At 39.5% G+C, this 6686-nt stretch carries 6 protein-coding genes; all 6 read right to left on the bottom strand.

Annotated elements, in window-relative coordinates; translation table 11 throughout:
• Window positions 1-565 precede the first annotated feature (565 nt).
• Entirely contained in the window at window positions 566-994 is a 429-nt protein-coding gene (locus tag RG959_RS23650) for a cupin domain-containing protein (RefSeq protein ID WP_342799249.1), read from the bottom strand.
• Window positions 995-1061: 67 nt separating this feature from the next.
• Entirely contained in the window at window positions 1062-1877 is an 816-nt protein-coding gene (locus RG959_RS23645; protein ID WP_342799248.1) for a pyruvate, water dikinase regulatory protein, read from the bottom strand.
• A 274-nt stretch (window positions 1878-2151) separates the two neighbouring features.
• Entirely contained in the window at window positions 2152-2601 is a 450-nt protein-coding gene (gene rpiB / locus RG959_RS23640) for a ribose 5-phosphate isomerase B (RefSeq protein ID WP_342799247.1), read from the bottom strand.
• Window positions 2602-2689: 88 nt separating this feature from the next.
• Window positions 2690-3343, bottom strand: coding sequence for a fructose-6-phosphate aldolase (gene fsa / locus RG959_RS23635; RefSeq protein ID WP_342799246.1), 654 nt, complete (start codon window positions 3341-3343; stop codon window positions 2690-2692).
• A 36-nt stretch (window positions 3344-3379) separates the two neighbouring features.
• On the bottom strand, window positions 3380-5398 hold the full coding sequence (gene tkt / locus RG959_RS23630) for a transketolase (protein ID WP_342799245.1): 2019 nt from the start codon (window positions 5396-5398) through the stop codon (window positions 3380-3382).
• A gap of 160 nt (window positions 5399-5558) precedes the next feature.
• Complete coding sequence (locus tag RG959_RS23625; protein ID WP_342799244.1) at window positions 5559-6320, bottom strand: DeoR/GlpR family DNA-binding transcription regulator; 762 nt, start codon at window positions 6318-6320, stop codon at window positions 5559-5561.
• Window positions 6321-6686: the final 366 nt, after the last annotated feature.

The following is a 6686-nucleotide window of genomic DNA, read 5'->3' as shown; positions in this document are numbered from 1 at the left end:
CACTTTAATTGGCTGATTTGCTTTTTCCCGAGCTACTAACTGTTGATAAATAGACATCCCTTATACCCTCCTATAATGAATACATGTATTGGTTTCAAATAATTAACATTAGTGAATCCTGTTACACTTTTAACTTATTATTCACAAATGATAAAACAACTAACATTTGTTAATACGATCTTACACAGAAATGAAAGGGCTGTCAATAATTTTCTTAGTAATTTTTTAGAACCTTGAAGTTCTCCTACTAAAGAAAACTGGCAATCCTCGCGCAGCTTGGATTACCTTGTCCAATTATCTCTTACAAGTGCTCATATTCAGTTGTTCTGGACAGCATTTTACCGTCTTCACAATAAACTTTTTGCCCGATATAAAAAGCAGCATATAAAAACACCTTTAAGTTGTTTTTAGGTATTTTCGATACCAGTTTTCAACTTAAAGGTGTTTTTATGTCTCCCTTTATAGAGTTAGTCCTACATTAATCTTAAAGGGTTTTTAGATTCAGCTGTCATTTGTTGACTGTTTAATATCATAAAGGGCGATTATTTTTTAGGTTGGGTGTATATTATGATCCATTAACCTTTTTCATCCATGCCTTAATTTCTTTTGATGGTTCTATAACAACCTTATCATCACCAGGTGGTGATTTGATAAAGAAAATTGTTGTTCCTGGTTTGGAACGCTGTGCATATCGAATGCCCGGAGGTGTTACATAGAAGTCTCCTGCATAAAAACTGTATTCTTTTCCAGTTTCAATATCGATGTATTCTGTTTCTCCACTAATGATATATTGATATTCATATGCTTGTGTATGATAATGTGGTGCTTCACAGTTAAGCTCCTTATAAGATGTAATGCCAATTTCTAATTTATCATCTTGAAAGTGATTTAATTCTTGAGGCCTTCCCAGATTTCCTACCAAGTATTGTCTAGTTGTTTCTTCAAAAACTTTAGTTATTTCTTTGTTTCTAATAGTAAAGATCTCTTTTGACATATTGATTTTCCCCTTTTATTTTTATCTCTCTGTCCTTCATCAAAGATGTATATCATTTCAGCCATTATTAAACACTCATCTCAATGTTTAAAATGTCCATGATATAATTTGCTGTTTCTTCGATCGCTTTATTGGAAACGTCAACCACAGGACAACCTACTCGTTTCATCACTCTTTCGGCATAATCCAGCTCTTCAAGAATCCGCTCGAGCTGGGCATAATTCGCTTCTGGTTTTAAGCCTAATGTTTTTAATCGTTCTCTGCGAATATCATTTAACTTGCCTGGACTAATAACGAGACCGACACACCTATTTCTGGGAATACTAAACAGTTCCTCAGGAGCCGGTACTTCAGGAACGAGCGGTATGTTCGCCACCTTGTACCCTTTGTAAGCCAGGTACATAGATAACGGCGTTTTGGATGTTCTTGATACCCCAATTAATACAATATCAGCTTTTACAATACCTTTGACATCACGGGCATCATCATAATTTACCGCAAATTCCATCGCTTCTATCTTTCGGAAATAGTCTTTATCTAATTTTCTTATCATTCGAGGCTGACAAATCGGCTCCCTATCAAACTTCGTTATAAACGCATTCATCAGTGGATGGAGTAAATCCACCGCTAGAACCTGCTCTTCATTTGCTCGTTTATTAAGGTAATCTTTTAGAGAGTCTATAACTAACGTGTAGGCAATAATTGAATTCGTTTGTTTCGCTTCTATAATGACCTCTTCTATATCAGACTCTTTATCGACATAAGAGTTTTGACGAATTTCAAGATCTCCTCTAATAAATTGGTTAGCAACCGCTTTCACAATAAACTCAGCGGTTTCTCCAACAGAATCCGATAAGAGATAAACGATATCCTTCTTGCGCATGTGGCATTCACTTCTCACTTTTTATAATTTTGTTTTCAGTACCTGTGTTGATCCTTATCAAAAGATTTCAATCCGTTGATGCTTTTATGCATATTTATTTCATTTTTAGAGGAGCCGCCGAAAGCAAATATAGGGCGGCCCTTCGATATTGTACTTTCACGCTGTATCGCCATAACCAAGCGTGTCTATATAATTATCATCGAAAAATCAGCTTTTGAATGAACATCGGAAGCGTGGAAATCTTTTTCGCAGGAGCACTTTCTCTTTTGTTTAGTTAAGCGTATTGCTTTTCAATTTCTTTGATTTTATTAATTCTGGTTTCATGCCGGCCGCCTGATTCAAATGGAGTTTCAAGCCAAATCTTCACAATATCACGTGCAAGACCTGGACCAATCACCCGCTCACCAAGTGCCAGCATATTTGTATTGTTATGTTCTCTCGTTGCTTTTGCGCTAAATGTATCGTGAGCAAGTGCACAGCGGATACCTTTTACTTTATTTGCGGCAATACTCATGCCAATTCCTGTCCCGCATACTAGAATGCCTCGGTCTGCTTCTCCGCTTACGACTTTTTGGGCCGCTGGAAATGCATAATCTGGATAATCTACAGAGGCAGTGCAGTCACATCCAAGATCTATGTACTCAAGATTCATTTCTTTTAAAAGAGAGATAATTTCCTGCCGGATTGTAATACCTCCATGGTCAGAAGCGATGACAATTTTCATTTGATCTCCTCCTATATGTGAAGAAGACAGCCAGGAAGTTACATTTTCCTGACTGTCTTCTATATGGTTAAATTAAACGTATATTTTTTTAGCTAAGAGTTCCCTGAAGTTTCCCCCAGTCCTTCATAAATGTTTCAATGCCGGACGTTGTAAGAGGGTGATTCCATAGAGACGGCAGAATGCTGCCAGGAATAGTTGCAATATGTGCGCCAGCAAGAGATGACTGAACAAGGTGATCCAAGTTGCGAATGCTTGCTGCAATGATTTCTGTCTCATAACCGTATCCTTGCAGTACCTCTTTTAAGTTCCGAACCAAGCTGATGCCATCTGCGCCGATATCATCCAGTCTTCCGATAAAAGGACTGATGTATGTAGCACCTGCTTTGGCAGCCATTAAGCCTTGGGCTTCGGTAAAAATGAGGGTAACGTTTGTTTTAATGCCTTCTTGTGCTAACTGATAGGTTGCTTCCAGCCCTGCTTCGGTCATTGGAATTTTTACGACAATATTGTCTGCCCAAGTAGCAATTTCACGGCCTTCCTGAATCATTTCTTCTGCTGTTAATCCAATAACTTCTGCACTCACAGGGCCGTTAACGATTGAACAAATTTCTTGAATACGTGTTTTAAAATCTGCCCCTTCTTTCGCGATAATAGAAGGATTTGTTGTCACACCATCTACCAGGCCAAGTTTTACGATTCGTTTAATTTCTTCCAGGTTTGCTGTATCCAAAAAGAACTTCATTATTTTTTCCTCTTTTCTTAAAGTGATGATAAAAAATTAGGACAAGCGTTTCTTAATTTGAGAAACAATGCTTTCTACTGTAAATCCAAATTCTTTGGCAATTTGTGCGCCCGGCGCAGAGGCACCAAACATTGGAATACCGACAATTAAGCCTTTTCGGCCCACGTAATTTGCCCAGCCAAATGGCGATGCAAGTTCAATAGCAACATTTAATGTATTGTCTGTTCCTAAAATACTGTCTTGATATTCTTCTGTCTGTTTTTCAAACAGTTCCCAAGATGGCATGCTGATAACGCGTGCACTGATTCCTTCTTGAACAAGCTGCTCTCTTACCTGAACAGCAAGTGATACTTCAGATCCTGTTGCCATAAGCTGGACGTCATACTCAACCTGCTCAGTACCTGCTAAAACATATGCACCTTTTGCAAGTTGGTTTAGAGCTGTTTCCCGTTCAACCGTTACCTTGATATTTTGGCGGCTCAGTACAAGTGCCACTGGACCATTTTGATTTTCAGCTGCGTATTTCCAGGCAGCAACCGTTTCATTGGCATCAGCCGGTCGAAGCACTGTCATGTTTGGAATCGAGCGCAAAGCAGCCAGTTGCTCGATCGGTTCATGAGTCGGACCGTCTTCACCAACAAAAATACTGTCATGTGTGAAAACATACGTAACCGGCAAGTTCATCAAAGCAGCCAGGCGAATGGCTGGGCGAAGGTAATCAGAGAAAACAAAGAACGTAGAGCCAAATGGTTTAACGCCGCCATGAAGTGCCAGACCGTTTAATACAGCACCCATCGCAAATTCCCGTACACCGAAATAGACGTTACGCCCTTCATACTGACCTGGCGCAAACCGGTCTAATCCATTTAAATGGGTCATAGTCGATGATTCTAAATCGGCAGAACCGCCAAGCAAGCTTGGAATTTGCTGAGCAAGAGCATTTAACACTTGCCCTGACGCGATACGGGTGGAAATTTCGGCTCCAACTTCATATGTTGGCAATGTTTCATCTTGAACGTATAATGGGCCGTTTTGTAAGGCCTGTTCAAGACTTTGAGCAAGTTCAGGGAAGGCTTGTTTATATTGTGCGAGCAAAATCTCCCATTGCTGATTCGCTTCTCTACCCTTTGCCTTGATTTCTTCGTAATGAGCTCTCACTTCTTCAGGAACAAAGAAATCTTCTTGTGGCCATTGGTAGAATTCCTTCGTTAAAGCCGCTTCTTCTTTGCCAAGCGGTGAGCCATGTGTTCCTTGGTGGCCGCCTTTTCCGCCTTTGTTTGGGCTGCCGTATCCCAATGTCGTAATCACTTCAATCAATGTTGGTTTCGCCGTTTCTTTTTTCGCTTCAAGCAGCGCTTGCTCGATGCTTTGGATATCATGCTGATCAGATACTTTTAACACTTGCCATCCGTATGATTCAAAGCGCTTTCCTACATCTTCTGAAAAAGAAAGGTTCGCTTCACCGTCAAGCGTAATGTTATTAGAATCATACATCATCACAAGCTTCCCAAGCTTCAGGTGGCCAGCAAGAGACGCAGATTCTGCTGAAACGCCTTCCATTAGGTCGCCGTCCCCGCAGATCACATACGTATAGTGGTCTACAATAGCGAATTGATCTTTGTTGTATTTTGCAGCAAGATGCGCTTCTGCCATTGCCATACCTACGCCCATTGCTACGCCTTGCCCTAAGGGACCTGTAGTTGCGTCAACACCCGGTGTGTGGCCGTATTCTGGATGTCCCGGTGTTTTACTTCCCCATTGTCTGAACTGCTTTAAATCTTCTAGTGATACATCATAACCGCAAAGGTGCAGCAGGCTGTATAAAAGCATAGAGCCATGTCCTGCCGACAAAACAAAACGATCACGGTTAAACCATTCAGGATTTGCAGGGTTGTGATTCATCACCTTGCTCCACAGCGTATAGGCCATAGGAGCAGCGCCCATCGGCATGCCGGGATGGCCAGATTTTGCTTTTTCTACTGCATCAATTGACAACGTTCTGATGGCATTGATCGCTAATTGTTCTACTGAATTTGAAACCGAAACAGTACTCATGTGTAGACTCCTTTTTGTCTGAAAATTTGTGATAGTTCACATCATAAAACACAAAACGAACAAAATCAATCAAAATTTTATAAAAAGTAAACATTTATAAACATTTATAAAAAAATAAAAGTGCAGAAGAACTCTTCTGCACTTTGAAAAATGAATGAGATCAAACAGTATAAACCGTTATCCCTGCTTCTTGAAATTGTTTTATTTGGGTTTCTGAGGCTTCTTTTCCTGTAATCAACACATCAATTTGAGCAACAGGTGCTACATTATGCAAAGACACACCCCCGAGTTTTGTGTGGTCTGTTACCACAATCGTTTGCTCGGCTGATTCAATCATGCTGCGTTTAGCAGAAACAAATTGATCATCAAAATGAGTTAATCCAAGCTTTGGATGAATCGCTGGAATGACAATAAAGGCTTTTGTCACATGCAGCTTCTTTAAGGCATGATCTGTAAAAAGGCCGTTTAACATATAACTTTCAGGAGAGAGTACTCCCCCCGTTACGATTACTTTAATATCTTTGTTATTTTGCAATTCCGCTGCAATTTTAATGTCGTTGGTGACAACGGTAATATTGGATTTGGCAGACAACAACCGGGCGATTTGAAAAGTTGTGGTTCCTGAATCCAAAATAATGCTGTCTCCTTCGTTAATCATTTCTATCGCACGTTCAGCAATTGACGTTTTCTCCTCAACACGTTCATTCACGCGGACCGTGAATGAAGGTTCTGAGCTCACTCTTTCCACAAGAACTACTCCACCGTGTGTTCTTCTTAAACGTCCTTCTTTTTCAATTTCACTTAAATCTCGTCTGATGGTTGCTTCATGGACACCGAAGTCCTGGGAAAGCTGCGCCACTGAAGCTACACTATGTTTTCGTACATAATCAATAATTTTCAACTTTCTTTCAGCAGCAAGCAATGGTTGTGCTCCTTTCTGTTGATTTGTGTATTTTTCAAAACTGTTCACCCATTTTATCATAGTGTTTTTATTTATTAACTATTTTCAAAACTAGAATCTAAGCAAAAACAACGAATTTTCTTTGTCTTCTTTGCTAAGGGCATTTTTCCATTACAAAAAATAAATGTTTGACAGAGTTTTCAGAATACTGTAATATTCGAATTATCAAATGATAATATAATTAACAAATGATAATAATCAACAAAAAGATGAATTACTTTCACAAATGTTAAGATTTTCGCATTATCAAAAAATCTGGGAGGCTATAGTATGTCAATCTATCAACAGTTAGTAGAACGGGAAAAAGCAAATCAGCCAATTAAAGTA

It is taken from the genome of Domibacillus sp. 8LH, from assembly GCF_038806185.1.
Classification (GTDB): domain Bacteria; phylum Bacillota; class Bacilli; order Bacillales; family Domibacillaceae; genus Domibacillus; species Domibacillus indicus_A.
This window is presented reverse-complemented; position numbering and strand designations above follow the sequence as displayed.

Bases quoted from the DNA above. Each gene is read 5' to 3' on its own strand.
- RG959_RS23650 (WP_342799249.1), bottom strand. From the start codon at position 994: ATGTCAAAAGAGATCTTTACTATTAGAAACAAAGAAATAACTAAAGTT.
- RG959_RS23645 (WP_342799248.1), bottom strand. From the start codon at position 1,877: ATGCGCAAGAAGGATATCGTTTATCTCTTATCGGATTCTGTTGGAGAA.
- rpiB (WP_342799247.1), bottom strand. From the start codon at position 2,601: ATGAAAATTGTCATCGCTTCTGACCATGGAGGTATTACAATCCGGCAG.
- fsa (WP_342799246.1), bottom strand. From the start codon at position 3,343: ATGAAGTTCTTTTTGGATACAGCAAACCTGGAAGAAATTAAACGAATC.
- tkt (WP_342799245.1), bottom strand. From the start codon at position 5,398: ATGAGTACTGTTTCGGTTTCAAATTCAGTAGAACAATTAGCGATCAAT.